Below are 24450 nucleotides of genomic sequence, written 5' to 3'. Positions count from 1 at the left end.
CCGGGACTCACGGACGTAACAGAGAGAGGTAATCCAATGGCTGGACCCCAGCGCCGCGGAAGCGGTGCCGGTGGCGGCGAGCGGCGGGACCGGAAGGGTCGCGACGGTGGCCCTGCCGCCGAGAAGACCGCTTACGTTGAGCGCGTTGTCGCGATCAACCGCGTCGCCAAGGTTGTCAAGGGTGGTCGCCGCTTCAGCTTCACCGCGCTGGTCGTGGTGGGCGACGGTGACGGCACTGTAGGTGTCGGATACGGCAAGGCCAAGGAAGTTCCCGCGGCCATCGCCAAGGGTGTCGAGGAAGCCAAGAAGAGCTTCTTCAAGGTTCCGCGCATCCAGGGCACCATCCCTCACCCGATCACGGGCGAGCGTGCCGCGGGCGTCGTGCTCCTGAAGCCGGCTTCCCCCGGTACCGGTGTTATCGCCGGTGGCCCGGTGCGCGCCGTTCTGGAGTGCGCCGGCGTTCACGACATCCTGTCGAAGTCGCTCGGCTCGTCGAACGCGATCAACATCGTGCACGCGACCGTGGCAGCGCTCAAGGGCCTGCAGCGTCCCGAGGAGATCGCGGCTCGCCGTGGTCTGCCCCTCGAGGACGTCGCCCCCGCGGCTCTGCTTCGTGCACGTGCCGGGGCGGGTGCGTAATGGCTCGCCTCAAGATCACGCAGACGAAGTCGTACATCGGCAGCAAGCAGAACCACCGCGACACTCTGCGTTCGCTCGGGCTCAAGCGCCTGAACGACGTGGTCGTCAAGGAGGACCGCCCCGAGTTCCGCGGAATGGTGCACACCGTCCGCCACCTCGTGACGGTTGAGGAGGTTGACTAACATGGCTGAGAACAGCCCGCTGAAGGCCCACAACCTCCGTCCCGCCCCCGGCGCCAAGACCGCGAAGACCCGTGTCGGTCGTGGTGAGGCGTCGAAGGGTAAGACGGCCGGTCGTGGTACGAAGGGCCAGAAGGCCCGCTACCAGATCCCGCAGCGCTTCGAGGGCGGGCAGATGCCCCTCCACATGCGCCTGCCGAAGCTCAAGGGCTTCAAGAACCCGTTCCGCACCGAGTTCCAGGTTGTCAACCTGGACAAGCTCGGCGCTCTCTACCCCGAGGGTGGAGAAGTCACGGTGGCCGACCTGGTCGCCAAGGGCGCGGTTCGCAAGAACAGCCTCGTCAAGGTCCTGGGCCAGGGCGAGATCTCCGTGGCGCTGCAGGTTTCGGTTGACGCCGTCTCCGCCTCCGCCAAGGAGAAGATTGCCGCTGCCGGCGGCACCGTCACCGAGCTCGTCTAAGACGATTTCAGTGGCTGAATAGCTCGAAACCCGACCGGGGATGCCTCACATATGGGGCATCCCCGGTCGGTCGTTCCACGGAAGGCACACTCGCCGGTAAGGTGGCGTGCACCTTTGCTTTGTCGTATTCGTCGATCCCTCAGACCGTCACCTCTGACGCAGTAGCGCGGGGGTCGCAGGAGGCACCGTGCTCACCGCGTTCGCCCGGGCGTTCAAGACGCCCGACCTGCGCAAGAAGCTGCTCTTCACGCTCGGCATCATCGTGCTGTTCCGGCTGGGGTCCCACGTCCCGGTACCCGGCGTGAGCTACAAGAACGTTCAGATCTGTGTGGAGCAGGCAGGCAGCAGCAATGGGCTGTTCGGCCTGGTCAACATGTTCAGCGGCGGTGCGCTGCTGCAGATCACGATCTTCGCGCTCGGCATCATGCCCTACATCACGGCGAGCATCATTCTGCAGCTGCTGACCGTGGTCATCCCGAAGCTGGAGACCCTCAAAAAAGAGGGACAGTCCGGCACGGCGAAGATCACTCAGTACACGCGCTATCTGACGGTCGCGCTCGCGATCCTGCAGGGCACGGGCCTCGTCGCCACGGCCCGCACCGGTGCCCTGTTCCAGGGCTGCCAGGCCGCCAGCGAGATCGTTCCCGACCGCTCGATCTTCACCACGGTCGTCATGGTCATCACCATGACCGCCGGTACCTGCGTCGTCATGTGGCTCGGTGAGCTCATCACCGACCGCGGCATCGGCAACGGTATGTCGATCCTCATGTTCATCTCGATCGCCGCCGGCTTCATCGGCGCCCTCTGGCAGATCAAGCTCCAGGGCAAGATCGCGGACGGCTGGGTCGAGTTCGGCGTCGTCATCCTGGTCGGCCTCGCGATGGTGTGCCTGGTGGTCTTCGTCGAGCAGGCGCAGCGCCGGATCCCGGTCCAGTACGCGAAGCGCATGATCGGCCGCCGTGCGTACGGCGGTACCTCGACCTACATCCCGCTCAAGGTGAACCAGGCGGGCATCATCCCCGTCATCTTCGCCTCGTCGCTGCTGTACATCCCGGCGCTGGTCGTGCAGTTCAGCGGGTCCCAGGCAGGCTGGGCCACCTGGATCCAGAAGCACTTCGTCAAGGGCGACCACCCGTACTACATCGCGACCTACTTCCTCCTGATCGTTTTCTTCGCGTTCTTCTACGTGGCGATCTCGTTCAACCCCGAGGAAGTTGCAGACAACATGAAGAAGTATGGTGGGTTCATCCCGGGCATCCGCGCCGGTCGGCCCACCGCCGAGTACCTCAGCTACGTACTCAACCGGATCACCTGGCCGGGGTCGCTGTACCTGGGTCTCATCGCTCTTGTGCCGACGATGGCGTTGGCCGGCTTCGGAGCGAACCAGAACTTCCCGTTCGGCGGGACGAGCATCCTGATCATCGTGGGTGTGGGTCTGGAAACCGTGAAGCAGATCGAGAGCCAGCTCCAGCAGCGTAATTACGAAGGGTTCCTCCGCTGATGCGAATCGTCCTCGTTGGACCGCCCGGTGCGGGCAAGGGAACGCAGGCCGCGTTCCTTGCCAAGAACCTGTCGATTCCGCACATCTCCACGGGCGACCTGTTCCGGGCCAACATCAGCCAGGGCACCGAGCTGGGCAAGCAGGCGAAGGCGTACATGGACGCCGGCGACCTGGTTCCCGACGAGGTGACCATCGGCATGGCGAAGGACCGTATGGAGCAGCCGGACGCCGTGAACGGCTTCCTGCTCGACGGATTCCCGCGCAACGTCTCGCAGGCCGAGGCGCTCGACGTGATGCTCCAGGCCGAGGGCATGAAGCTCGACGCCGTCCTCGACCTGGAGGTCGAGGAGGACGAGGTCGTCAAGCGGATCGCCGGCCGGCGGATCTGCCGCAACGACTCCTCGCACGTCTTCCACGTGACGTACGCCGCGGCGAAGACCGAGGGTGTCTGTGACACCTGCGGCGGCGAGCTGTACCAGCGCGGCGACGACTCCGAGGCCACGGTCCGTAACCGGCTGGAGGTCTACCACACGCAGACCGAGCCGATCATCGACTACTACAAGGCCCAGGGCCTGCTGGTGACGATCCCGGCCCTCGGTGAGGTCGCGGACGTCACGAAGCGCGCGATGGACGCCCTCAAGAAGTAGTAACCCTTTGTGCGCAGGTACGGCCGCGGTGTCCCCAGGACATCGCGGCCGTACTGTTGAGAAGACCTGAACAACGCAGATCCGAAGGTGGAAGGCATTTCCCATGGTCCAGATCAAGACCCCCGAGCAGATCGCGAAGATGCGCGAGGCAGGGCTGGTCGTCGCGGCGATCCACGCTGCGACCCGTGAGGCGGCCGTACCGGGCGCCACGACGCGGGATCTGGACATGGTGGCCCGCAAGGTCATCGAGGACGCCGGGGCCAAGTCGAACTTCCTCGGCTACGGCGGCTTCCCCGCGACCATCTGCACCTCGGTGAACGAGGTCGTCGTCCACGGCATCCCGGACGACAAGACCGTCCTCAAGGACGGCGACATCATCTCGATCGACGCGGGCGCGATCGTGGACGGTTGGCACGGCGACGCCGCGTACACCGCCTTCGTGGGCACCGGGCACGCCCCTGAGCTCCTGGAACTGTCCCGGGTGACCGAGGAGTCCATGTGGGCCGGCATCGCCGCCATGAAGCTCGGCAACCGCCTCGTGGACATCTCCAAGGCGATCGAGACCTACATCAAGCGCCAGCCCCGCCCCTCCACCGGTGAGCACAGCCTCGGCAAGTTCGGGATCATCGAGGACTACGGCGGCCACGGCATCGGGTCCGAGATGCACATGGACCCCCACCTGCTGAACTACGTCTCGCGCAAGCGGGGCAAGGGGATCAAGCTGGTTCCGGGCCTCTGCCTGGCGATCGAGCCCATGGTCTCCCTGGGCACCGCCCAGACGGAGGTCCTTTCGGACGACTGGACGGTCATCACGACGGACGGCACCTGGTCCTCGCACTGGGAGCACTCCATCGCGCTGACGGAGGCCGGCCCCATCGTCCTGACCAGCCCGGACTGTGGTAAGGCGAAGCTGGCGGAGTACGGAGTCACCACGGCTCCGGACCCTCTCGGTTAATGATCTAGACTCTGGGGCAAACTTTCCGGATTCGTCTTTCTGGGTGCCCTGACGTAGACTGACTCGTCGGCTCTCGTGCACTTCCATGCCTGCATGGCGCACGGAGCTGATCAAGGTAGCCGATTCGAAAGGCGAAGCGTGGCCAAGAAGCAAGGTGCCATCGAAATCGAGGGCACCGTGATCGAGTCCCTCCCGAACGCGATGTTCAAGGTGGAACTCCAGAACGGTCACAAGGTCCTCGCGCACATCAGCGGCAAGATGCGCATGCACTACATCCGCATCCTCCCCGATGACCGGGTCGTTGTGGAGCTGTCTCCGTACGACCTGACGCGTGGCCGGATCGTCTACCGATACAAGTAGATCTTGCTCTCACTCCTGCCTGGGCATCCGTCCCGGTGCGGGTGGTGGCACTGACCCGGAGAACCTCACCAACATGAAGGTCAAGCCGAGCGTCAAGAAGATCTGCGACAAGTGCAAGGTGATCCGCCGTCACGGCCGGGTCATGGTCATCTGCGACAACCTGCGCCACAAGCAGCGCCAGGGCTGACGCACGCCGACCGACCTGCCTTCCGCAGTTCTTCGCGCGACGTAAGAAAACGTACATACGCAGAACCCGCCCAGCCCTGCACGGGCCGGCGGCACCTCCGGCGGGGGCCGGGGACCCGGGCGTACCATCACTCCACTTCGGAGTGGTCGGCGGTCGGGGTCGGTTCTGCTGAAGACCCCCGAACACACAGGAGCCATTGAATGGCACGCGTTTCCGGTGTTGACATCCCGCGCGAAAAGCGCGTGGAGATCGCACTCACCTACGTCTTCGGTATCGGGCGCACCCGGTCCAAGGAGATCCTCGCCTCCACCGGCGTGAACCCGAACACCCGCGTTCGTGACCTGGCCGAAGAGGACCTCGTCAAGATCCGCGAGTACGTGGACGCCAACCTCCGTACCGAGGGTGACCTCCGCCGCGAGATCCAGGGCGACATCCGCCGCAAGATCGAGATCCAGTGCTACCAGGGTATCCGCCACCGTCGCGGCCTCCCGGTGCACGGTCAGCGCACCAGCACCAACGCGCGTACCCGCAAGGGCCCGCGTCGCGCGATCGCCGGTAAGAAGAAGCCGGGCAAGAAGTAGTCCTGTTCAGCGGTCTTGCGCTGTAGGACCGACCACCTCCCGTAGGAGATTTAGATGCCCCCCAAGGGTCGTCAGGGCGCTGCCAAGAAGGTGCGCCGCAAGGAAAAGAAGAACGTCGCTCACGGGCACGCCCACATCAAGAGCACGTTCAACAACACCATCGTTTCGATCACCGACCCCTCGGGCAACGTGATCTCCTGGGCCTCCGCCGGCCACGTCGGCTTCAAGGGCTCGCGCAAGTCCACCCCCTTCGCCGCGCAGATGGCCGCCGAGTCGGCCGCCCGCCGCGCGCAGGAGCACGGCATGCGCAAGGTTGACGTCTTCGTCAAGGGTCCGGGCTCCGGCCGCGAGACCGCGATCCGCTCCCTCCAGGCCACCGGCCTCGAGGTCGGCTCGATCCAGGACGTCACCCCCACCCCGCACAACGGCTGCCGCCCGCCGAAGCGCCGCCGCGTCTGACGCAGCGGACGCACCTGTGCGTTCTTGAGTGTCCGGGCGGTACGACCCCTTCGGGGGACGTACCGCCCGTACCCTTGCAGTAGCCGTACCCCCGGTACGGCATCCCGTCGGGCGTCAAATAGTGGGCGTCCACGAATGAAGGAACACAGACATGCTTATCGCTCAGCGTCCTTCGCTGACCGAAGAGGTCGTCGACGAGTACCGCTCGCGGTTCGTGATCGAGCCGCTGGAGCCGGGCTTCGGCTACACCCTCGGCAACTCCCTGCGCCGTACCCTCCTGTCCTCCATCCCGGGTGCCGCTGTCACCAGCATCCGCGTGGACGGCGTCCTGCACGAGTTCACCACCGTGCCGGGCGTCAAGGAAGACGTCACCGACATCATCCTCAACATCAAGCAGCTGGTCGTCTCCTCGGAGCACGACGAGCCGGTCGTGATGTACCTGCGCAAGCAGGGTCCCGGCCTGGTCACCGCTGCTGACATCGCGCCCCCGGCCGGTGTCGAGGTGCACAACCCGGACCTGGTCCTCGCCACGCTCAACGGCAAGGGCAAGCTGGAGATGGAGCTGACCGTCGAGCGCGGTCGCGGCTACGTCTCCGCCGTCCAGAACAAGCAGCTGGGCCAGGAGATCGGCCGTATCCCGATCGACTCCATCTACAGCCCGGTCCTCAAGGTCACCTACAAGGTCGAGGCGACCCGAGTCGAGCAGCGCACCGACTTCGACAAGCTGATCGTCGACGTCGAGACCAAGCAGGCCATGCGCCCGCGCGACGCCATGGCGTCCGCCGGTAAGACCCTGGTCGAGCTGTTCGGTCTGGCGCGCGAGCTCAACATCGACGCCGAGGGCATCGACATGGGCCCCTCGCCGACGGACGCGGCCCTGGCCGCCGACCTGGCGCTGCCGATCGAGGAGCTCGAGCTCACGGTCCGCTCGTACAACTGCCTCAAGCGCGAGGGCATCCACTCCGTGGGTGAGCTCGTCGCCCGCTCCGAGGCCGACCTGCTCGACATCCGCAACTTCGGTGCGAAGTCGATCGACGAGGTCAAGGCGAAGCTGGCCGGCATGGGCCTGGCCCTCAAGGACAGCCCGCCCGGATTCGACCCGACCGCCGCCGCCGACGCCTTCGGCGCCGACGACGACGCGGACGCCGGTTTCGTCGAGACCGAGCAGTACTGATTCATCCCGCCGCCGGCGGCTGAGGCCTTTGGCCTGGGTCGTCGGCCGGGCTTGAACCGAAAACTTTCCCGCGGCATCCGCCTCGGGGGAACTGACACCGGTACCTGACACGGCCGGTGCAGATATGAAGGAGTAACACCATGCCGCGTCCCGCAAAGGGTGCCCGTCTGGGCGGTTCCGCCGCGCACGAGAAGCACCTCCTCGCGAACCTCGCGAAGGCGCTCTTCGAGCACGGCCGCATCACCACCACCGAGGCCAAGGCCCGCCGCCTGCGTCCCTACGCCGAGCGTCTGGTCACCAAGGCCAAGAAGGGCGACATCCACAACCGTCGCCTGGTGCTGCAGACGATCACGGACAAGAGCATCGTGCACACGCTGTTCACCGAGATCGCCCCGCGCTACGAGAACCGCCCCGGTGGTTACACGCGCATCACCAAGATCGGCAACCGTCGTGGCGACAACGCCCCGATGGCCGTGATCGAGCTGGTCGAGGCCCTTACGGTCGCCCAGCAGGCCACCGGTGAGGCCGAGGCCGCCACCAAGCGCGCGGTCAAGGAGGCGGAGGCTGTCGAGACCCCCGCCGAGGAGACCAAGGAGGCCTGATCCCCCGGGATCACGCTTGCTTGAACGGCTCTGAACGGGCCCGCCCCCTTCCGGGGCGGGCCCGTTCTGCTTTTGTCTGGCGGTATCGGCTTTCTGAGAGGATCGGTCACGTGAGTGACGAGGTGGAGCCCGGGCATGTCCGGGTGCGGCTGGACCTGAGCTACGACGGCAAGGACTTCTCCGGCTGGGCGAAGCAGCGCGTGCTGCGGACCGTCCAGGGCGAGCTGGAGTCGGCCCTGCAGACCGTGATGCGGCTGTCCGAGCCGGTCGAGCTGACCGTGGCCGGGCGGACCGACGCGGGCGTGCACGCCCGCGGGCAGGTCGCCCAGTTCGACCTCGCCGCGGAGGTGTGGGCCGAGCACCACGACAAGCTGCTGCGCCGCCTCGCGGGCCGGCTGCCGCACGACGTACGGGTGTGGAAGGCCGCCGAGGCCCCCGAGGGCTTCAACGCGCGTTTCTCGGCCATCTGGCGCCGCTACGCCTACCGCGTCGGCGACCACCAGGGCGGCGTCGACCCGCTGCGCCGCGGGCACGTGCTCTGGCACCAGTGGCCGCTCGACGTGGACGCCATGAACGAGGCCGCCGCCCCGCTGCTCGGCGAGCACGACTTCGCCGCGTACTGCAAGAAGCGCGAGGGCGCCACGACCATCCGCACCCTCCAGCAGCTCAGCTGGGAGCGCGCCGAGGACGGGATCATCACCGCGACCGTCCGCGCCGACGCCTTCTGCCACAACATGGTCCGCTCGCTGGTGGGAGCCCTGCTGCACGTCGGCGACGGGCACCGGCCCACCGACTGGCCCGGCAAGGTGCTGGCGGCCGCCGTACGGGACTCCTCGGTGCACGTGGTCAAGCCGCACGGCCTGACCCTGGAGGAGGTCGGCTACCCGGCGGACGAGCTGCTGGCCGCCCGGAGCAAGGAAGCGCGCAACATGCGGACCCTGCCGGGCGCCGGCTGCTGCTGAAGGCCCCCGCGCGCGTCCGGCTAATCCGTTTGGGCGGATCGGCGCCGGACCTGGACAATGCCCGGCATGGGACATCTCGAAGCCAGCCACCTGGAGTACTACCTTCCCGACGGGCGGGTACTGCTCCCTGACGTCTCCTTCCGCGTGGGGGAGGGGTCGGTCGTCGCGCTCGTCGGGGCGAACGGGGCCGGCAAGACCACCCTGCTGAAGATGATCTCCGGCGAGCTCCAGCCGCACGGCGGCGGGATCACCGTCTCCGGCGGCCTCGGCGTGATGTCGCAGTTCGTGGGCTCGGTGCGGGACGAGACGACCGTACGGGACCTGCTGGTCTCGGTGGCCCAGCCGCGCATCCGGGAGGCCGCCAAGGCGGTGGACCGCGCCGAGCAGCTGATCCTGACGGTGGACGACGAGGCCGCCCAGATGGCCTACGCGCAGGCGCTGAGCGACTGGGCGGACGTCCAGGGGTACGAGGCGGAGACGCTGTGGGACGTCTGCACCATGGCCGCGCTGGCGATTCCGTACGACTCCGCGCAGTTCCGCGAGGTGCGCACGCTGTCGGGCGGTGAGCAGAAGCGCCTCGTGCTGGAGGCGCTGCTGCGCGGGCCCGACGAGGTGCTGCTGCTCGACGAGCCGGACAACTATCTGGACGTCCCCGGCAAGCGCTGGCTGGAGGAGCAGCTGAAGGCCACCCGCAAGACCGTGCTCTTCGTCTCCCACGACCGGGAGCTGCTGACGCAGGCCGCCGAGAAGATCATCAGCCTGGAGGCGAGCCCGACGGGCTCCGACGTCTGGGTGCACGGCGCCGGCTTCGCCACGTACCACGACGCCCGTAAGGAGCGCTTCGCGCGCTTCGAGGAGCTCAAGCGGCGCTGGGACGAGGAGCACGCGCGGCTGAAGGCGCTGGTGCTGCGGCTGCGCAACCAGGCCGCGAGCAGCCCCGACATGGCCTCCCGGTACCGGGCGATGCAGACCCGCTTCCAGAAGTTCGAGGAGGCCGGCCCGCCGCCGGAGCCGCCGCGGGAGCAGGACATCCGGATGCGGCTCAAGGGCGGGCGTACGGGCGTGCGCGCCCTGACCGTGGAGAACCTGGAGCTGACCGGCCTGATGAAGCCGTTCTCCCTGGAGGTCTTCTACGGGGAGCGGGTCGCGGTCCTCGGCTCGAACGGCTCGGGCAAGTCGCACTTCCTGCGCCTGATGGCGGGCGAGGACGTCAAGCACACGGGTACGTGGAAGCTGGGCGCGCGGGTGGTTCCCGGCCACTTCGCGCAGACCCACGCCCACCCGGAGCTCTTCGGCCGGACCCTCGTCGACATCCTGTGGACGGAGGCGGCGAAGCCCCTGGGGCAGGCGATGGGCGCCCTGCGCCGGTACGAGCTGGAGCGCCAGGGCGACCAGCCGTTCGAGAAGCTCTCGGGCGGGCAGCAGGCGCGTTTCCAGATCCTGCTGCTGGAGCTGGCGGGCACCACGGCGCTGCTGCTGGACGAGCCGACGGACAACCTGGACCTGGAGTCGGCCGAGGCCCTGCAGGACGGACTGGAGGCGTACGACGGCACTGTGCTGTGCGTCACGCACGACCGGTGGTTCGCGCGCACATTTGACCGTTACCTGGTCTTCGGTTCGGACGGTGTTGTGCGGGAGACTCAGGAACCCGTCTGGGACGAACGTAGAGTCGAACGCAAGCGCTAGGGGGAGACCGTGGCCCCCTCGGTCGAGTGAGGGGCAGGCGTCGTGGGGCTGCGGCCTAGCATCTGGCTGATGAAGTGGGAGAACCAGGGCGTCAGGAACCGGGGTTCCGGGGACGGGGGCTCCGGGGACGGGGGAACGGGGGGCGGGGGAGCCGGGAACAGGCTGATCGGCTGGCTGCTGCAGCCGGCCGCCCGGTCCTGGCAGGTGGTCTCCCTCGCGGTGCTCCTCGGGATCGCCGTCTCCACGAGCCTGCGGGCGAACTGGGGCTCCGACAACGCGTTCGTCGTCAAGGCAGCGGAGACGCTGCTGGCGGGCGGGTCCCCGTACGAGGACAAGCGCTTCCTCTACCTGCCCAGCGCCGTGATCATGGCGGTTCCCGAGGCGCTGCTGCCGCGTGACGTGCTGCGGTGGCTGCTGCCGGTCGGGATGTCGGGGCTGCTGGGCATCGGCTGGCTGGCCGCGCTGCGGATATTCGCGGTGCCGCTGCGCTCGCGCTTCGCGGTCGGCGGCTTCGCGGTGTTCGCCCTCGCCTACAAGCCGTACATCAACCTCGTGCTGATCGGCAACTGGACCGCCATCTCGGCGGCCGCCCTGCCGGTGGCGCTGCTGCTCGCGCAGCGGCGCTCGTGGGGGTCGGCCGGGCTGGTGGTGGGGCTCGCGATCGCGTGCAAGCCGATGCTCGTGCCCCTCGGGCTGCTGTTCCTGGTCGCCCGGCGGTGGCGGGGACTGGCCGCGGCCGTGCTGGTGCCGCTGGGGTTCTCGCTGGCCGGTGCGCTGGTGATGCCGAGCCCGTCGCTGTTCTTCACGAAGACCCTGCCCTTCCTGCTCCAGGGACAGGACTCGTACGCGCTGCCGTGGGACGCCTCGCCGATAGCCGTGCTGCCGCGGCTGGGGGTGCCCGTGCCGCTGGCGGTGCTGGTGGCCTTCGCGGGGGCCGGGGCGGGCCTGTGGGCGGCCTGGGTGCGATGGCGGCGGGAGGACACCGACGGGGGCGAGCTGCGCCTGGTGGAGACGGCCTGCATGGTGATGCTCGCCGCATTTCTGGTGTCGCGGCCGTCCTTCGACCACTACCTGCTGGTGGTCCTGCCGCTGCTGATGGCCTCGGTGGTGCGGCCGGGCGCGGCGGCGCGTTCGCCCTGGTTCTGGGCGGCACTGGGGCCTCAGGCGGCGGGCATTCCGTGGCCGTCCGAGCTGGAGGCCAAGCGGCGCGCCTTCAAGGACTGCGCCACCCTGTGCGGGCTCACGATCGTGATGGCGCGTCGTGCACTGCGCTCCGGGCGGGTTACTCTGGAGCCCGTAACAACTGCGGGGTCCCCACCCAGGACCGAACCGGAGTGCGCCGCGACGTCAGCAGAATCGGCATCGCGGACCGCGTTTTGACCCGTACGGGTCTGCTTGGGTATCCTGCTGGTTTGTTATGCGTATTGGCTTTCTCATTCTCACGTGAAAGGGCCTTGCGCCGGTCCACCGGACCGATGACCAGCAGTTCACACGGGTTGCGTCCCCGTTGTGAATGAGGGCTGTCGTGATCGTCCGTGGTGACCCTGTCAGGACCTTCCCGTGGGGCTTGCGCCCTTGGGATACCACCACTGAAGAAGCGAAGGCATACGCGTGCGTACGTTCAGCCCCAAGCCCGGCGACATCTCGCGCCAGTGGCTCGTCATCGACGCCCAGGACGTTGTCCTCGGCCGTCTGGCGACCCAGGCCGCTGCCCTCCTGCGGGGTAAGCACAAGCCGACCTACGCCCCCCACATGGACATGGGCGACTTCGTCATCATCGTCAACGCCGACAAGGTTCACCTGTCCGGCAACAAGGCGTCGCAGAAGATGGCCTACCGCCACTCCGGCTACCCGGGTGGTCTCCGCGCGGTGCGCTACGACGACCTCCTGGCGAACAACCCGGAGAAGGCCGTCGAGAAGGCCATCAAGGGCATGCTCCCCAAGAACACCCTGGGCCGTCAGATGCTCTCGAAGCTGAAGGTCTACTCGGGCGACCAGCACCCGCACGCTGCGCAGCAGCCGGTGCCGTTCGAGATCACCCAGGTCGCGCAGTAGTTCCGGCCACCCCCTAAGACGTAGAAAATTCTGAGGAGCATCGTGGCCGAGACCACCGCCGAGACGACCCCCGTCGACGAGTTCGAGGGCAACGTCGAGGAGTACACCAGCGAGTCTGAGGTCGTCGTCGAGGGCGACTACACCTCCGAGTCCCTTGCCGGTCGCTTCGGCGACCCCCAGCCGGCCGCCGGCCTGGGCCGTCGCAAGAACGCCATCGCCCGCGTCCGGATCGTTCCGGGCACCGGCAAGTGGAAGATCAACGGTCGCACCCTTGAGGACTACTTCCCCAACAAGGTGCACCAGCAGGAAGTCAACGAGCCCTTCAAGCTCCTCGAGCTTGACGGTCGCTACGACGTCATCGCCCGCATCGCGGGTGGCGGCGTGTCCGGCCAGGCCGGCGCCCTGCGCCTCGGTGTGGCCCGTGCGCTGAACGAGGCGGACGTGGACAACAACCGCCCGGCGCTGAAGAAGGCCGGCTTCCTCTCCCGCGACGACCGTGCGGTCGAGCGCAAGAAGGCCGGTCTCAAGAAGGCCCGTAAGGCTCCGCAGTACAGCAAGCGTTAATCTGCGCCTGCTGTTCTGCAACGAAACCGCCCCGGCAGCACTCTCTGTGCTGCCGGGGCGGTTCGTTTACCGCCACAAGCGGCAAATACCTGTCACAAGCGGTCATATGCGAAGCGGAAACTCGGGAGGACAACAGTGGGACGACTCTTCGGGACGGACGGTGTACGCGGCGTTGCCAACGCGGATCTGACGGCGGAGCTCGCGCTCGGCCTCTCCGTGGCGGCTGCCCACGTACTGGCCGAGGCGGGCACCTTCGCGGGCCACCGGGCGACCGCCGTGGTCGGCCGGGATCCCCGTGCCTCCGGCGAATTCCTCGAGGCGGCGGTCGTGGCCGGCCTCGCGAGCGCGGGCGTGGACGTCCTGCGCGTCGGTGTGCTGCCCACCCCGGCGGTGGCGTATCTCACCGGTGCGCTGGGCGCCGACCTCGGCGTGATGCTCTCCGCCAGCCACAACGCCATGCCGGACAACGGCATCAAGTTCTTCGCGCGCGGCGGCCACAAGCTCGCCGACGAGCTGGAGGACCGCATCGAGTCGACCTACGAGCAGCACCGCACCGGTGCTCCGTGGGACCGGCCCACCGGCTCCGGCGTCGGCCGCGTCTCCGACTACACCGAGGGCTTCGACCGGTACGTCGCCCACCTCATCGGTGTCCTCCCGAACCGCCTCGACGGCCTGAAGGTCGTCCTCGACGAGGCCCACGGCGCGGCCGCGTACGTCTCGCCCGAGGCGTTCACCCGGGCCGGCGCGGAGATCGTCACGATCGGCGCCGAGCCCAACGGCCTCAACATCAACGACGGCTGCGGCTCCACCCACCTCGGCCTGCTCAAGGCGGCCGTGGTCGAGCACGGCGCCGACTTCGGCATCGCGCACGACGGCGACGCCGACCGCTGCCTGGCCGTGGACGGCTCCGGCGAGGAGATCGACGGCGACCAGATCCTCGCCGTGCTGGCCCTGGCCATGCGCGAGGCCGGCCAGCTCCGCGAGAACACCGTGGTCGGCACCGTGATGTCCAACCTGGGCTTCAAGCTGGCCATGGAGGCCGAGGGCATCCAGGTCGTGCAGACCGGGGTCGGCGACCGCTACGTGCTGGAGTCGATGAAGGAGCACGGCTACGCGCTCGGCGGCGAGCAGTCCGGCCACGTGATCATCCTCGACCACGCGACGACCGGCGACGGCACGCTGACCGGCCTGCTGCTGGCGGCGCGCGTCGCGGCCACCGGCAAGTCCCTCGCCGAGCTGGTGGGCGTCATGCAGCGGCTGCCGCAGGTGCTCGTCAACGTTCCCGACGTGGACAAGTCCCGCGTCACCACCTCCGCCGAGCTGGCCGCCGCGGTCACCGACGCCGAGCGTGAGCTGGGCACCACCGGGCGGGTGCTGCTGCGTCCCTCCGGCACGGAGCCGCTCGTACGGGTGATGGTCGAGGCCGCCGACATCGAGCAGGCCCGCTCGGTCGCCGGCCGCCTCGCGGACGTCGTGAAGTCCGCGCTGGGCTAGACGGCCTAACGGGCTCCGCCCGGCCTGTGTGGCGCACCCGGCTTCCGGACCATCCGGCTCTGCTGGGTGCGCCACAGCAGTTTCCAGCAGATGAGGGTGAGCGTGCCCGAGAGGATGATGCCGCCCAGGTTGAGCGCCAGCTGGACGCCCGAGCCCCACATCTGGCCGAGATCGCCGTAGCTGAGTGCCACGGCGGCGTTGGCGCCCGCGGGGACGGTGGTGACCGAGATCGCGACGCCGACCAGCGCACCGGCCTTCGCCGAGGTCAGCGACAGCATGCCGGCCACGCCGGCGAGCAGCGCCACGACGAAGGAGAACGGATCGGGCTGCCAGATGAAGCTGGTGTTCGGCCGCGGGTTGTCGAGCATTCCCTCGTGGAACAGGCCGAGCGCGTTCATCACCAGACTGAAGACCGTCGTCGCCACGATCGCTGCCGTGAAGCCGACCACCAGCGCGAAGAACGAACGCCCGGCGAGCCTCGGACGGCGCTGCACCAGGCCCGTGCAGATGCCGGCGAGCGGGCCGAACTCCGGGCCGACCGCCATGGCGCCCACGATCAGGATCGCGTTGTCCAGGACCACACCACAGGCCGCGATCATCGTCGCCACGATCATGAAGACGCTGTAGGTGATCGTGAGGGTGGATTCCTCGTGCGTCGACTCGGCGAGCTGCTCCCAGACCACCGCGTCGGCCGCCTCGCCCGGCGCCTCCTCCTCCGCGTCGTCGGCGCGCGTGGAGATCGACAGGTCGATGTTCTCGACGGCGATCGAACCGGTCCGGTCGATGCCGAGGGAGCGCATCTCCTGGAGCAGTTCGTCGGCGGCCTCGCGGGCGACGTCGCACAGGACGAGATCGCCCTCGGGGTCGCGGGCGGCGCCGGTCAGCACGACCAGATGGGTGGTGCCGACCGTCCGGTCGATCAGCGCCACCACCCGCTCGGTGAGGTGATGTGGAGTGATCATCCGCAGATGCAGCATTTTCGCACCCTAGCGACTGCGCGCTAGAGCTTGCGGAGGCTCAGCTTCTGCACCTTGTGGTCCGGTCCCTTGCGGACGACGAGGGTGGCCCGGCCGCGGGTGGGCGCCACGTTCTCCAGCAGGTTGGGCCGGTTGATCGTCCGCCACATCGTCTGCGCGTACTCCATGGCCTCCTCCTCGGAGACCTGGGTGTACTTGCGGAAGTAGGAGAAAGGATTCTGGAACGCGGTCGCGCGCAGCTTCCGGAAGCGGTTCAGGTACCAGCGCTCGATGTCCTCGGGGCGCGCGTCCACGTACACACTGAAGTCGAAGTAGTCGGCGAGGGCGACGCGGGTACGGCCGTCCGTGCCGGGGAGGGCCGGCTGGAGCACGTTGAGGCCCTCGACGATGAGGATGTCCGGGCGGCGGACGACGAGTTCCTCGCCGGGGACGATGTCGTAGATCAGGTGCGAGTAGACCGGGGCCCGCACCTCGTCCTTCCCGGCCTTGATGTCGGCGACGAAGCGGGTGAGCGCGCGGCGGTCGTAGGACTCCGGGAACCCCTTGCGGGAGGTCAGCCCACGCCGCTGGAGCTCCTTCATCGGGTACAGGAAGCCGTCGGTGGTGACCAGCTCCACGCGCGGGTGCTCGGGCCAGCGGGCCAGCAGGGCCTGCAGCAGGCGTGCCACGGTGGACTTGCCGACGGCGACCGAACCGGCGACCCCTATGACGAAGGGGGTGCCCTGCTGGGCGCCGTGCCCGTTGCCCGCGTCGCCGAGGAAGGTGTTGAGGGTGCCGCGCAGGTTGCTGGTGGCGCCGACGTAGAGGTTGAGGAGCCGGGACAGCGGCAGGTAGACGTCGCGGACCTCGTCGAGGTCGATGACGTCACCGAGGCCGCGCAGCCGCTCCACCTCGTCGGCGGTCAGCGGCAGCGGGGTCCGCTCCCGCAGCGCGCTCCACTCGGCGCGGGTGAGGTCGACGTAGGGCGAGGCCTCGGGGCCCCGGCGGTGTGCGGGGCGGGTGGGGTGCCCGTCCCGGCCGGTGCGCTCCGTTGCGTTGTCCGGCGTGTTGCTTCGTGGCGGCGAAGTGATCACACCGCCATTGTCGGGTCTCCGGGGCGGTTGTGGGTGGTGTGGTCGGTCACGTGCGGAGCGGGAGGGCCCGCGACCGGACGGGTCCTGGCCGGTACGGCCCGGGTTGTACGCCGGGTGGTTTCGATTGGAAATTCTTGGGGTCTCGTCCGGGTCACGATCGGCCGCGAACGCGGCCCGGGGCGACGAGGTGATCCACCGACCCGTACATTGTTGATCACCGCAGTCATGCCCATGCCCCGCTTCGAGGGGCGCGGTTCGGGCTGCCCTGTCGCTGTCGTACTCCATGGGGGAGATCTTTCGTGCGTACCGCCCTTGTCCGTCGTACCGTCCTGACCGCGTCCGCGGTGTCCCTGGCCCTGCTGGCCACCGCCTGCGGCTCCGACAAGGCCGACAAGGCCGACTCGAAGGCGGACGCCAAGCCCTCCGCCCCCGCGAGCTCGGCCGCGCCCGCCACCAAGGGCAAGACGGACGCCGATCTGGCCAAGCTCATCGTGGCCCAGGCCGACCTCGCGGACCACACCTTCAAGGAGGCCACGCCCGCCGAGGCCACCGCCGGCGCCGCCGCCACCAGCGACAAGCCCGAGTGCAAGGTCCTGGTCCAGGTGCAGGGCTTCACCCCGGCCGGCACCCCCGCCGGGACCGCCCGCACCAAGGCCGTCGCCACCCCGAAGGCCCCCGCCGAGGGCGCCTCGGAGGAGGACAAGCTGAAGGCCATCATGGGTGCCATCGGCTCCACGGCCACCGCCGTGACCCTCGCCTCGTACGACGGCAAGGGCGCCGAGGAGGCGTTCGCCTCCGTGAAGACCGCGGGCGAGAAGTGCACCGGTGGCTACAGCGCCACCGTGGGCGCCGACACCGGCAAGGTCACCAAGGTCTCCCCGGGTACCGCCGTCACGGCGGGCGACCAGGCCCTCGCCCTCACCATCGAGGGTGACGCCGACGGCGAGAAGATGACGACGCAGCTGGTCGTCGTGCGCAAGGGCGACATCGTGGCGACCTTCTCGGCCGTGAGCCTGACCGGTACCGCCGACTCCCCGAAGGCCCTCGTCGACGCCCAGGTGAAGAAGCTCGGCTGACGCCTGCCCGACGACACGTCAACCCGCTCCGGCGCATGCGCCGGGGCGGGTTTTTCGTCTTGTTCGGCTACGGGGCAGACGGCCAACTACGGCGTACGCTGCGGCGTATGTGCGGAATTGTGGGTTACGTGGGAGCGCAGTCGGCGCTCGATGTGGTCATCGCCGGACTCAAGCGGCTGGAGTACCGCGGCTACGACTCGGCCGGGGTCGCCGTGCTCGCGGACGGCAGCCTGGCGGCCGTCAAGAAGGCCGGGAAGCTCGTCAATCTGGAGAAGGAGCTGGTCGGGCACCCGCTGCCGACCGGCTCCACGGGGCTCGGGCACACCCGGTGGGCGACCCACGGCGGGCCCACCGACGCCAACGCCCACCCGCACCTCGACAACTCGGGGCGCGTGGCCGTCGTGCACAACGGCATCATCGAGAACTTCGCCGCTCTCCGGGCCGAGCTGGCCGAGCGCGGACACCGGCTGGAGTCCGAGACGGACACCGAGGTCGTGGCGCACCTGCTGGCGGAGCAGTTCTCGGCCACCGGCGATCTCGCGGAAGCCATGCGGCAGGTGTGCCGGCGCCTGGAAGGCGCGTTCACCCTGGTCGCCGTGCACGCCGACGAGCCGGACGTGGTGGTCGGCGCCCGCCGGAACTCGCCCCTGGTGGTGGGCGTTGGAGAGGGTGAGAACTTCCTCGCCTCGGACGTGGCCGCGTTCATCGCCCACACGCGGTCCGCGATCGAGCTGGGGCAGGACCAGGTCGTCGAGCTCCGCCGCGAGGGCGTCTCGGTGACCAACTTCGACGGTTCGGCCGCGACCGTGCGGGCGTACCACGTGGACTGGGACGCCTCGGCGGCCGAGAAGGGGGGGTACGACTACTTCATGCTCAAGGAGATCGCCGAGCAGCCGAAGGCTGTCGCCGACACCCTCCTGGGCCGGATCGACGCGAGCGGCTCGCTGACCCTGGACGAGGTGCGCATCCCCGTCTCGGTGCTCAGGGAGGTCGACAAGGTCGTGATCGTGGCGTGCGGTACGGCGTACCACGCGGGCATGATCGCGAAGCTGGCCATCGAGCACTGGACCCGCATCCCGTGCGAGACGGAGCTGGCGAGCGAGTTCCGCTACCGCGACCCGATCCTGGACCAGCGGACGCTGGTGGTCGCGATCTCGCAGTCCGGCGAGACCATGGACACCCTGATGGCGCTGCGGCACGCGCGCGAGCAGGGGGCCAAGGTGCTGGCCGTCTGCAATACGAACGGGTCGACGATCCCGCGCGAATCGGATGCGGTCCTCTACACGCACGCCGGTCCCGAGGTGGCCGTCGCCTCGACCAAGGCCTTCCTGACGCAGTTGGTGGCCTGCTACCTGGTCGCGCTCTACCTCGGACAGGTCCGGGGCACGAAGTGGGGCGACGAGATCGAGGCCGTGATCCGGGAGCTGTCGGACATCGCCGCGGCGGTGGACACCGTCCTGGAGACCATGGAGCCGGTACGGGAGCTCGCGCGCTCGCTCGCCGACAAGAACACCGTGCTGTTCCTGGGACGGCACGTCGGGTACCCGGTGGCGCTGGAGGGCGCGCTCAAGCTCAAGGAGCTGGCGTACATGCACGCCGAGGGCTTCGCGGCGGGCGAGCTCAAGCACGGGCCGATCGCGCTGATCGAGAAGGACCTGCCCGTGGTGGTGGTCGTCCCGTCACCGCGCGGCCGGTCGGTGCTCCACGACAAGATCGTGTCGAACATCCAGGAGATCCGGGCGCGCGGGGCGCGGACCATCGTGATCGCGGAGGAGGGTGACGAGGCGGTCGTCCCGTACGCCGACCACCTGATCCGGATCCCCGCGACGCCGACGCTGCTCCAGCCGCTGGTGGCGACGGTCCCGCTGCAGGTGTTCGCGTGCGAGCTGGCGACGGCGCGCGGCAACGAGGTGGACCAGCCGCGTAACCTCGCCAAGTCGGTGACCGTGGAGTAGCAGTCGGCCAGGCCAGTGGAGTTGTCGTTGTGATTATCGGCGTCGGGATCGACGTAGCGGAGATCGAGCGGTTCGGCGCGGCGCTGGAGCGCACCCCGAACCTGGCCGGGCGGCTGTTCGTCGACGCCGAGTTGACGCTGCCGAGCGGCGAGCGGCGCGGGATCGCCTCGCTCGCCGCGCGGTTCGCCGCCAAGGAGGCCCTCGCCAAGGCCCTCGGCGCGCCCGCCGGGCTGCTGTGGACCGACGCCGAGGTGTACGTCGAGGACAGCGGACAGCCCCGGCTGCGCGTGTCCGGGACGGTGGAGGCGCGGGCGCTGGCGCTGGGCGTGAAGTCCTGGCACATCTCGCTCAGCCACGACGCCGGTGTCGCCTCCGCCGTGGTGATCGCAGAAGGGTAGGGGGCAGTCCGTGCGCACTGCTTACAGCGTGGAGACCGTACGGGCCGCGGAGCGGGAGCTGATGGCCCGGCTCCCCGAGGGCGCCCTGATGCAGCGGGCGGCGGCCGGCCTGGCCGCCGCGTGCGCCGGGCTGCTGCGACGCACCCGCGGCGGCGTCTACGGGGCCCGGGTCGTCCTGCTCGTCGGCCCCGGGGACAACGGCGGCGACGCGCTGTACGCGGGCGCCCGGCTGGCCCGGCGCGGGGCCGCGGTGACGGCCGTGCCGATGGACCCCGAGCGGATGCACCCGGGCGGCCTGGCCGCGCTGCGGGCCGCCGGGGGACACCTCGCGCGAGCGGTCCCGCAGCGGGCGGACCTCGTCCTGGACGGGCTGCTCGGGATCGGCGGGCGGGGCGGACTGCGCCCGGCTGCCGCGGACCTGGTGGAGCGGATCCCGCCGGGGGTCCCCGTGGTCGCGGTGGACCTGCCGAGCGGGGTGGACGCGGACACCGGGGAGGTGGCGGGTCCGGCCGTGACGGCCGAGGTGACGGTGACCTTCGGGGCGTACAAGCCCGGCCTGCTGATCGACCCCGGGGCCTCGCGGGCGGGCACGGTGCACCTCGTCGGCATCGGGCTGGAACTGCCGTCGCCCGAGGTGGAGGCCCTGCAGCACGCGGACGTGGCGGGGCTGCTGCCGGAGCCGACGGCCACGAGCGACAAGTACCGGCGGGGCGTGGTCGGGATCGCCGCCGGGTCCGCGCAGTACCCGGGCGCGGCGGTGCTGGCCGTGGCGGGAGCGCTGCGGGGCGGCGCGGGCGCGGTGCGGTACGTGGGGCCGGCGGCGGAGGCGGTGCTCGCCCGCTACCCCGAGACGCTGATCGGGCCCGGCCGGGTGCAGGCGTGGGTGGTCGGCCCGGGGCTGGGCGAGGGGCGCGCCGGGGAGGTCGCGGAACTGCTGGCGGGGGACACGGCGGTGCTGGTCGACGCGGACGGGCTGCGCGGACTGGACGCGCGGGCGCTGCGGGCCAGGACGGCCCCGACCCTGCTGACCCCGCACGCGGGGGAGGCGGCGGCACTGCTGGGGGTGTCGCGGGAGTCGGTGGAGGCGGGCCGGCTGGACGCCGTACGGATGCTGGCGCAGCGGTACGGGGCGGCGGTGCTGCTGAAGGGCTCGACGACGCTGGTCGCCTCGGGCGGCGGAGCCGTTCGGGTGAATCCGACGGGCACCCCGTGGCTGGCCACCGCCGGCAGCGGGGACGTGCTGTCCGGGCTGGCGGGCTCCCTGCTGGCGGGCGGGCTGTCCGGGGCGGACGCGGGAGCGGTGGGCGCGTACCTCCACGGCCTGGCGGCCCGCCGGGTCGGGGGCCCGCTCCTGGCCCACCAGGTGGCCGAGGCCCTCCCGGACGCCTGGCGGGACACCCGCCACCCCTGACGCCGCCCTGCGCCGCCGTTGCGGGGCTCCGCCCCCGAGCCCCCGCGCCTCACAGACCGGGGCTCCGCCCCCGAGCCCCCGCGCCTCACAGACCGGGGCTCCGCCCCGGACCCCGCGCCTCACATGCCGGCGGGGCTGAAATGCCCAGCCCCCGCAGGACCCGGCGGGGATTCTGAGAGACTGGGGGCGATGAACGAGACAGCGACGCGCGTGTACGCCGAGATCGATCTTGACGCCGTACGGGAGAACGTGCGCGCACTGCGCGAGCGGGCGCCCAGGGCCGAGCTGATGGCCGTGGTCAAGGCGAATGCCTACGGGCACGGCGCCCTGGAGTGCGCCAAGGCCGCCCAGGAGGCCGGTGCCACGTGGCTCGGCACGGCCACGCCCGACGAGGCCCTCGCGCTCCGCGCCGCCGGGATCCAGGGGCGCCTCATGTGCTGGCTCTGGACGCCGGGCGGGCCCTGGCGGGAGGCCGTCGAGGCCGATGTCGACGTCTCCGTCAGCGGCATGTGGGCCCTCGACGAGGTGCGCGAGGCCGCCCGCGCGGCGGGCCGCACCGCCCGCATCCAGCTCAAGGCCGACACCGGCCTCGGCCGCAACGGCTGCCAGCCCGCCGACTGGGAGGCCCTGGTCGGAGCGGCCGTCGCCGCCCAGGCCGAGGGGACCGTCCAGGTCACCGGCGTCTGGTCGCACTTCGCCTGCGCCGACGAGCCCGGGCACCCCTCGATCCAGCTCCAGCTGGCCGCCTTCCGCGACATGCTCGCGTACGCCGAGAAGGAGGGCGTCGAGCCCGAGGTCCGGCACATCGCCAATTCGCCGGCCACCCTGACCCTGCCCGAGTCCCACTTCGACCTGGTGCGCTGCGGGCTGGCCGTCTACGGGGTCTCGCCCGCCCCCGAGCTCGGCACCCCGGCCCAGCTGGGCCTGCGGCCCGCGATGACCCTCAAGGCCTCCCTCGCGCTGGTTAAGACGGTCCCCGCCGGGCACGGGGTGAGCTACGGCCACCACTACGTCACCGACGCCGAGACGACCCTCGCGCTGGTCCCGGCCGGTTACGCCGACGGCATCCCCCGGCAGGCCTCGGACCTCGGCCCGGTGCTCGTCGCCGGCAGGGTCCGCCGGGTCGCCGGGCGCGTCGCGATGGACCAGTTCGTGGTCGACTTGGAAGGAGACCACGCCCGCGCGGGTGACGAGGCCGTCATCTTCGGGGACGCGGAGCGCGGTGAACCGACCGCCGAGGACTGGGCACAAGCGGCGCACACGATCGCGTATGAGATCGTCACCCGTATCGGTGCACGTGTGCCCCGGGTGTACCTGGGCGGCTGAGCGGAGTGAGGGCGGCGGCGTGAGCGAGAACTGGCGCAAGGCCGGCTGGGCCGGCGCCGCCATCGGCGTGATAGCCGCGGGTGCGGCGGCCGGTGTCGCGGTCGAACGGATCACTGTCGGGCGCGGCATGCGGATGAAGGCACGCCTCGCACTCGACGCGGCCGGGGACTACGGGTCCCTGCGCGGCGCCGAGGGGATCTGCCGGGCCGAGGACGCCACCGAGCTCTACTACGAGGTCGACGAGCTCCCCGACGACGGCAAGCGGCGACGGCTGCGGCGCAAGGCCGAGCCCCAGGCCACCGTGGTCTTCTGCCACGGCTACTGCCTCGGCCAGGACTCCTGGCACTTCCAGCGCGCCGCCCTGCGCGGTGTGGTCCGCGCGGTCTACTGGGACCAGCGCAGCCACGGCCGCAGCGCCCGCGGCCTCGCCCAGGCGGACGGCGAGCCGGTGAGCATCGACCAGCTCGGCCGGGACCTGAAGGCCGTCATCGACGCGACCGCCCCCGAGGGCCCGCTGATCCTGGTGGGTCACTCGATGGGCGGAATGACCATCATGGGATTTGCCGAGCAGTACCCCGAGACCGTCCGCGACCGCGTCGTCGGCGTGGCCCTGGTCGGTACCTCCAGCGGCCGCCTCGACGAGGTGACGTACGGGCTTCCGGCCGCCGGCATGGGAGCCGTGCGCCGTCTCCTGCCGGGCGTGCTCAAGGCGCTCGGCTCGCAGGTGGAGCTGGTGGAGAAGGGCCGCCGGGCCACCGCGGACCTCTTCGCCGGAATGATCAAGATGTACTCGTTCGGCTCCCGGGACGTGGATCCGGGTGTCGCGCGGTTCGCGGAGCGGCTGATCGAGGCCACGCCCATCGACGTGGTCGCCGAGTTCTACCCGGCCTTCCAGACGCACGACAAGACCTCCGCGCTCCAGCTGTTCGCGGACCTGCCGGTCACGGTCATAGCCGGGGACAAGGACATGATCACCCCGCCCGCGCACAGCGTCGCCATCAAGGAGGCGCTCCCCGGCGCCGACCTCGTGGTCCTGGAGTCCACCGGGCACCTCATGATGCTGGAACGCCCGGAGACCGTGACGCGGCTGCTCACCGAGCTGCTGGCGCGCACCGGGGCGCCGGCCGTCCCCGCAGCGACTAACGTTGGCGGGCATGGAAGAAGTACCGCTGGAAGCACAGCGCAGCCAGGCGCCGGCACCTGAGGCCGCGGCCGTCGCGGAGACCCGGATCACCATCGACTCCCCGGACGCGATGCAGGAATTGGGCCGCAGGATCGCCGCCCTGCTGCGCCCCGGCGACCTCGTCCTGCTGACCGGCGAGCTGGGCGCGGGCAAGACCACGCTCACCCGGGGCCTCGGCGAGGGCCTGGGCGTGCGCGGGGCCGTGACCTCGCCGACCTTCGTGATCGCCCGGGTGCACCCCTCGCTGACCGGCGGACCGGCGCTGGTGCACGTGGACGCGTACCGCCTGGGCGGCGGGCTGGACGAGATGGAGGACCTGGACCTCGACGTCTCGCTGCCCGAGTCCGTGGTCGTCGTGGAGTGGGGCGACGGCAAGGTGGAGGAGCTCTCCGACGACCGGCTGCACGTGGTGATCGCGCGGGCGGTCGGCCACGAGGAGGTCCTGGACGACGTACGGGAGGTCCTCGTGCGCGGGGTCGGGGCGCGCTGGAATGCCGGGGCCGGGCTGGACGCCCTGGCCGGCGCGCTCTCGGAGTAAACGTACCG

27 protein-coding genes are annotated in these 24450 nt (G+C 70.0%); 25 read left to right on the top strand and 2 right to left on the bottom strand.

Annotated elements, in window-relative coordinates; translation table 11 throughout:
* The first annotated feature begins 36 nt into the window (after nucleotides 1-36).
* From rpsE to glmM, 18 genes are all read left to right on the top strand, one after another.
* Entirely contained in the window at nucleotides 37-639 is a 603-nt protein-coding gene (rpsE, locus tag ACFY04_RS24960; protein WP_073912880.1) for a 30S ribosomal protein S5, read from the top strand.
* Entirely contained in the window at nucleotides 639-821 is a 183-nt protein-coding gene (gene rpmD, locus ACFY04_RS24955; protein ID WP_005313525.1) for a 50S ribosomal protein L30, read from the top strand. The genes rpsE and rpmD overlap by 1 nt, the downstream gene beginning before the upstream one ends.
* A 1-nt stretch (nucleotide 822) precedes the next feature.
* Entirely contained in the window at nucleotides 823-1278 is a 456-nt protein-coding gene (gene rplO / locus ACFY04_RS24950; protein ID WP_030008473.1) for a 50S ribosomal protein L15, read from the top strand.
* Between the two features lie 187 nt (nucleotides 1279-1465).
* Entirely contained in the window at nucleotides 1466-2779 is a 1314-nt protein-coding gene (secY, locus tag ACFY04_RS24945; protein ID WP_389119726.1) for a preprotein translocase subunit SecY, read from the top strand.
* Nucleotides 2779-3426, top strand: coding sequence for an adenylate kinase (locus ACFY04_RS24940; protein ID WP_389119723.1), 648 nt, complete (start codon nucleotides 2779-2781; stop codon nucleotides 3424-3426). Before secY ends, ACFY04_RS24940 begins: the two co-directional genes overlap by 1 nt.
* Nucleotides 3427-3529: 103 nt before the next feature.
* A complete protein-coding gene (map, locus tag ACFY04_RS24935) occupies nucleotides 3530-4381 on the top strand; it encodes a type I methionyl aminopeptidase (RefSeq protein ID WP_301367802.1) in 852 nt (283 codons plus the stop codon).
* A gap of 138 nt (nucleotides 4382-4519) precedes the next feature.
* Nucleotides 4520-4741: a translation initiation factor IF-1 gene (infA, locus tag ACFY04_RS24930; protein WP_003956442.1), complete on the top strand. Its 222-nt coding sequence runs from the start codon at nucleotides 4520-4522 to the stop codon at nucleotides 4739-4741.
* 73 nt (nucleotides 4742-4814) lie between these two features.
* On the top strand, nucleotides 4815-4928 hold the full coding sequence (gene rpmJ, locus ACFY04_RS24925) for a 50S ribosomal protein L36 (protein ID WP_003956441.1): 114 nt from the start codon (nucleotides 4815-4817) through the stop codon (nucleotides 4926-4928).
* A 200-nt stretch (nucleotides 4929-5128) separates the two neighbouring features.
* Entirely contained in the window at nucleotides 5129-5509 is a 381-nt protein-coding gene (rpsM, locus tag ACFY04_RS24920) for a 30S ribosomal protein S13 (RefSeq protein ID WP_007265919.1), read from the top strand.
* A gap of 54 nt (nucleotides 5510-5563) precedes the next feature.
* Nucleotides 5564-5968, top strand: a complete 405-nt coding sequence (rpsK, locus tag ACFY04_RS24915; protein ID WP_003956432.1) for a 30S ribosomal protein S11 — start codon at nucleotides 5564-5566, stop codon at nucleotides 5966-5968.
* Between the two features lie 151 nt (nucleotides 5969-6119).
* Nucleotides 6120-7142, top strand: coding sequence for a DNA-directed RNA polymerase subunit alpha (locus ACFY04_RS24910; RefSeq protein WP_008739666.1), 1023 nt, complete (start codon nucleotides 6120-6122; stop codon nucleotides 7140-7142).
* A gap of 140 nt (nucleotides 7143-7282) precedes the next feature.
* Nucleotides 7283-7744, top strand: coding sequence for a 50S ribosomal protein L17 (gene rplQ / locus ACFY04_RS24905; protein ID WP_030154710.1), 462 nt, complete (start codon nucleotides 7283-7285; stop codon nucleotides 7742-7744).
* Nucleotides 7745-7854: 110 nt separating this feature from the next.
* A complete protein-coding gene (gene truA / locus ACFY04_RS24900; protein WP_389119722.1) occupies nucleotides 7855-8706 on the top strand; it encodes a tRNA pseudouridine(38-40) synthase TruA in 852 nt (283 codons plus the stop codon).
* Between the two features lie 57 nt (nucleotides 8707-8763).
* Complete coding sequence (locus ACFY04_RS24895; RefSeq protein ID WP_389119719.1) at nucleotides 8764-10392, top strand: ABC-F family ATP-binding cassette domain-containing protein; 1629 nt, start codon at nucleotides 8764-8766, stop codon at nucleotides 10390-10392.
* A gap of 69 nt (nucleotides 10393-10461) precedes the next feature.
* A complete protein-coding gene (locus ACFY04_RS24890) occupies nucleotides 10462-11772 on the top strand; it encodes a glycosyltransferase family 87 protein (RefSeq protein WP_389119717.1) in 1311 nt (436 codons plus the stop codon).
* Nucleotides 11773-12003: 231 nt separating this feature from the next.
* The gene (gene rplM, locus ACFY04_RS24885) at nucleotides 12004-12447 is read left to right on the top strand and encodes a 50S ribosomal protein L13 (protein ID WP_351158445.1); all 444 of its coding nucleotides are present in this window, start codon (nucleotides 12004-12006) and stop codon (nucleotides 12445-12447) included.
* Nucleotides 12448-12489: 42 nt separating this feature from the next.
* Entirely contained in the window at nucleotides 12490-13011 is a 522-nt protein-coding gene (rpsI, locus tag ACFY04_RS24880; RefSeq protein WP_189733342.1) for a 30S ribosomal protein S9, read from the top strand.
* A 135-nt stretch (nucleotides 13012-13146) separates the two neighbouring features.
* The gene (gene glmM, locus ACFY04_RS24875; RefSeq protein WP_389119715.1) at nucleotides 13147-14505 is read left to right on the top strand and encodes a phosphoglucosamine mutase; all 1359 of its coding nucleotides are present in this window, start codon (nucleotides 13147-13149) and stop codon (nucleotides 14503-14505) included.
* A 5-nt stretch (nucleotides 14506-14510) separates the two neighbouring features.
* Here glmM and ACFY04_RS24870 read toward each other — a convergent pair whose 3' ends face one another.
* Both ACFY04_RS24870 and coaA read right to left on the bottom strand, forming a co-directional pair.
* The gene (locus tag ACFY04_RS24870; protein WP_389119714.1) at nucleotides 14511-15482 is read right to left on the bottom strand and encodes a DUF389 domain-containing protein; all 972 of its coding nucleotides are present in this window, start codon (nucleotides 15480-15482) and stop codon (nucleotides 14511-14513) included.
* Nucleotides 15483-15505: 23 nt separating this feature from the next.
* Nucleotides 15506-16555 (bottom strand): type I pantothenate kinase, encoded by a 1050-nt coding sequence (coaA, locus tag ACFY04_RS24865; protein ID WP_301367595.1) that lies wholly within the window; start codon nucleotides 16553-16555, stop codon nucleotides 15506-15508.
* A gap of 299 nt (nucleotides 16556-16854) precedes the next feature.
* On the opposite strand from coaA, the gene ACFY04_RS24860 reads away from it, so the two are divergent.
* The 7 genes from ACFY04_RS24860 to tsaE all read left to right on the top strand — a co-directional run bounded on the left by ACFY04_RS24860 (nucleotide 16855) and on the right by tsaE (nucleotide 24442).
* A complete protein-coding gene (locus ACFY04_RS24860; RefSeq protein ID WP_389119712.1) occupies nucleotides 16855-17631 on the top strand; it encodes a hypothetical protein in 777 nt (258 codons plus the stop codon).
* Between the two features lie 107 nt (nucleotides 17632-17738).
* The gene (gene glmS, locus ACFY04_RS24855; RefSeq protein ID WP_389119710.1) at nucleotides 17739-19586 is read left to right on the top strand and encodes a glutamine--fructose-6-phosphate transaminase (isomerizing); all 1848 of its coding nucleotides are present in this window, start codon (nucleotides 17739-17741) and stop codon (nucleotides 19584-19586) included.
* A 29-nt stretch (nucleotides 19587-19615) separates the two neighbouring features.
* On the top strand, nucleotides 19616-19984 hold the full coding sequence (locus ACFY04_RS24850) for a holo-ACP synthase (RefSeq protein ID WP_189733332.1): 369 nt from the start codon (nucleotides 19616-19618) through the stop codon (nucleotides 19982-19984).
* Between the two features lie 10 nt (nucleotides 19985-19994).
* Nucleotides 19995-21395 (top strand): NAD(P)H-hydrate epimerase, encoded by a 1401-nt coding sequence (locus ACFY04_RS24845; RefSeq protein WP_389119709.1) that lies wholly within the window; start codon nucleotides 19995-19997, stop codon nucleotides 21393-21395.
* Between the two features lie 189 nt (nucleotides 21396-21584).
* A complete protein-coding gene (alr, locus tag ACFY04_RS24840) occupies nucleotides 21585-22721 on the top strand; it encodes an alanine racemase (protein WP_389119706.1) in 1137 nt (378 codons plus the stop codon).
* On the top strand, nucleotides 22666-23925 hold the full coding sequence (locus ACFY04_RS24835; RefSeq protein WP_389119705.1) for an alpha/beta fold hydrolase: 1260 nt from the start codon (nucleotides 22666-22668) through the stop codon (nucleotides 23923-23925). Before alr ends, ACFY04_RS24835 begins: the two co-directional genes overlap by 56 nt.
* Entirely contained in the window at nucleotides 23876-24442 is a 567-nt protein-coding gene (tsaE, locus tag ACFY04_RS24830) for a tRNA (adenosine(37)-N6)-threonylcarbamoyltransferase complex ATPase subunit type 1 TsaE (protein WP_389119704.1), read from the top strand. Before ACFY04_RS24835 ends, tsaE begins: the two co-directional genes overlap by 50 nt.
* The last annotated feature ends 8 nt before the right edge of the window (nucleotides 24443-24450 follow it).

The sequence above is a fragment of the Streptomyces sp. NPDC001549 genome, assembly GCF_042894025.1.
In the GTDB taxonomy this organism is placed as follows: Bacteria; Actinomycetota; Actinomycetes; order Streptomycetales; family Streptomycetaceae; genus Streptomyces; species Streptomyces kutzneri.
The sequence above is the reverse complement of the archived record's forward strand: the minus strand, read 5'-3'. Positions and strand labels throughout refer to the sequence as shown.